Origin of the sequence: Micromonospora sp. M51, from assembly GCF_018070305.1 — a bacterium.
Classification (GTDB): Bacteria; Actinomycetota; Actinomycetes; order Mycobacteriales; family Micromonosporaceae; genus Micromonospora; species Micromonospora parva.
In genome coordinates, this window is sequence record NZ_JAGPXZ010000789.1 from 1 (window position 1) to 2722 (window position 2722).

Annotated in this window: 1 protein-coding gene and 2 pseudogenes; 1 reads left to right on the forward strand and 2 read right to left on the reverse strand. The window is 74.4% G+C overall.

Features of this window, described 5'->3' with window-relative positions:
• Window positions 1-150 (forward strand): annotated as a pseudogene (locus KBX53_RS36615) (NADH pyrophosphatase); the annotation flags it as partial.
• On the opposite strand, the gene KBX53_RS28805 reads toward KBX53_RS36615, so the two are convergent.
• On the reverse strand, window positions 147-1301 hold the full coding sequence (locus KBX53_RS28805; RefSeq protein ID WP_210862725.1) for a polysaccharide biosynthesis protein: 1155 nt from the start codon (window positions 1299-1301) through the stop codon (window positions 147-149). The pseudogene KBX53_RS36615 and the gene KBX53_RS28805 sit on opposite strands and share 4 nt — an antisense overlap.
• 92 nt (window positions 1302-1393) lie before the next feature.
• Window positions 1394-2722, reverse strand: a pseudogene (locus KBX53_RS28810) (DUF3367 domain-containing protein); the annotation flags it as partial.

The following is a 2722-nucleotide window of genomic DNA, read 5'->3' on the forward strand; positions in this document are numbered from 1 at the left end:
GACGAGGTACGCGTCGACGGCGAGGAACTGCTGGAGGCGCGCTGGTTCACGCGGGCGCAGCTGCGGGACCGGGTGGCCTCGGGTCGTCAGCTCGGTCGGGTGGACGCGATCGACCACCGCCTCCTGGCGGACTGGCTCGCGGAGGGTTAGTCGGGCTCGCCCACCGGCGCCCGGGCTGGCCGACGGGCCGCCACCGCCATGATGGCGGTGACGACGACAGCCGTGCCCAGGGCGGCGAGAAGGAGACCGGGGACGGTGTGCGGCCGCAGCGTCGCGGTGACGGCCACCAGGCCGGCAATGCCCACCCACAACGGCGTCGCCGCCCACCGCGTGCCGGCCGCGAGCCGGTCGTTGAGCAGCACGAACGTCACCGCGTAGAGGGCGCCGACCGCCGCGAAGAGGGGCGCGTACCGGCCGAGGTGGTCGTAGTCGGGCCCACCGGCGAGGCGGAAGGCGAGCCCTCCGGCGAGCGCCGAGGCGAGCACCAGGACCAGGCCGCATCCGCCGGTCACCGCGAGCGCAACCGTTCGGCTGCGCCGGTCACCGCGGGCCAGCCGCGGTAGGGCGAGGACGGCGGCGACTTGCGGCGCCCAGAGCGCGCCCTTGCTCAGCACGGTGCCGACCGAGTACGCCCCGGCATCCGACGGGGGCAGCAGTTGCCGGGCCAGCAGCAGATCGGCGTAGGAGACGACGAGCATCGCCAGCGTCGCACCGCAGCCGGCGACAATCTGAGCGACGGCCAGCCGTGGGACGTCGGACTGTCGTCCGGGCTCGCGGGCGAGTCGGGCCAGCACCGGCGGGGCGAGCGCGGCGGTCAGCGCGCCGGCCGCCAGCGCGCCGGTCGGTCCCGCGCCGAGCAGCAGTCCGGCGATCACGCCGCCGTAGCGGCCGGCGGCGAGCACTGCCATCCCGACGGCGAGTCGTACGAAGCGCTGGCCACCCTGCAACTCGCCGAGGGACCGGGAGGAGAGCACGATCGCCGCTGTGCTGACCGCCAGCAGTGCGGGCATCTCGGCCGGAAGGTCCAGGGCGGTGACCAGCAGTGGCGTCGCCGCGATGAGGGCCCCCGCGCAGATGGCCGCGGTGATCGCGGTGAGCCGTCGAGTGTCGGAGGACCCGTGCCGGGCGTGGTGCACGGCGACGGCCAGTTGCAGACCGAGCCCGGGCACACCGGCGATGGCCACCAGACCGAGGGCGGCGGCGAGCGCGCTGAGGTCGGCCGGGTCGAGCCGCCGGGCGGCCAGCACCGGCACCACGTACGCCAGGCCGTTGACGAGTACGCCGGCCACCGTGACGCTGATCCCGGCCGCACCGAGACCGTTGTTCCGTCGGCCCGGCTCCTCCGTCTCCGCCGTCCGCTCTGTCGCCTTCGGACGGACGGGTCGCCGAAGGCTCACGTGATCTCCGAGAAGGTCGGACGCTGCCCGTCGGCCGGGCCGGTCGCCTGGTCCGGGCCGGTCGCCGGGTCGGGCTCGGCCGCGTCGGGCTCGGTCTGGTCGGGCTTCGCCGCGTCCGGTTTCGATTCCTCCGCGACCAGCGCAGTCGCCGCAACGGCCGAGGTCACGGCGGTCGGCGTGGTCCGGCGTACGGGTCGTCGACGGGCGGCGGTGGAGAGCCAGAGAGCACCCAGGGCGACGACGGTCGTGAGTTGCAGCAGGGCGTCGGTGTCGCGTTGCGTCGAATTCAGGTAGAGCCACCCGGCGAGCACCAGGAGCGCTCCCGGCAGCCAGGTCTCCACGGCCCGGCTGATCGTCCTGGCCCGACGTGGGTCAGCTGACCAGGGCAGGCGGCGTGGCCCGGGCACCGCCAGCATGAATCCGGCGGCGACCAGCAGGCCGCCGATGAGGCCGCTCCACAGCACCAACGCGCCGGCCCCGACCGCCAGCAGTGGCAGTGAGCGGGTGACCCGGCGTCTGCCACGCGGTAGGGCGCACGTCGAGGTTCGCCCGGTGGGCTGGCGGGCGGGCAGCACCGCGAGGAGGACCACCGCCGCCAGCAGGACGCCGCCGAGCAGAAGGCCCGCCCGGTACGTCGTGTCCGGGGCGAAGCGGAGTACCACCTCCCCGGAGGTGCCAGCGGGAAGAATCCAGCCCTGCTGCCATCCGTCCACCACCAGCGGCTTCAGCGTCCGCCCGCCGATGGTCGCCTCCCAGCCGGTGTTGGTGTTCTCCCGAACGGCGAGTACGCGGTCGACGGGGTGGTCGGCCACCCGTACCCGCCGCTCGGTGGCCGTCCAGGAGCCGACCTCGATGGCGCTGGCGACCGCCGCAGGGGTCGGCGTGGGCGTCCGCGGCACCAGGGCGACCCGAGTGGGCGAGGCGAGCTTGCTCGGTGTGGTCACGATGCGGTGCTCCCCGCGGCCCAGGTCGAGCTGTCGGGGCGTGTCCCGCCCGCACGGTGTCACCGCCATCTCGCGTAGTTCCAGCAGGTCGCGGAGTGTCCCGCGGAGCGTGGTGGTCACCCGGGACGCGCCGATCCGCAGCGTCGGACCCGACCCGCAGGCCAGCGTCACTGGTGCGTCGGGGCGCGGTTTGACCGTTGACGCTCCGGGCAGCACTGTCACCTCGCCGACCGCGACGGGCAGCTTCTCCGGCAACCGCAGCTTGTACGGGTCCGTGCTGGTGGCGGCCGGCTTGTCGAGGAACTGGATGGTGATCTCGTCGGTCCGCATCGGCGGGTCCAGGCGAAGGAGCCCGTCGTCGCCGAGCAGGCTGCTTCGGAA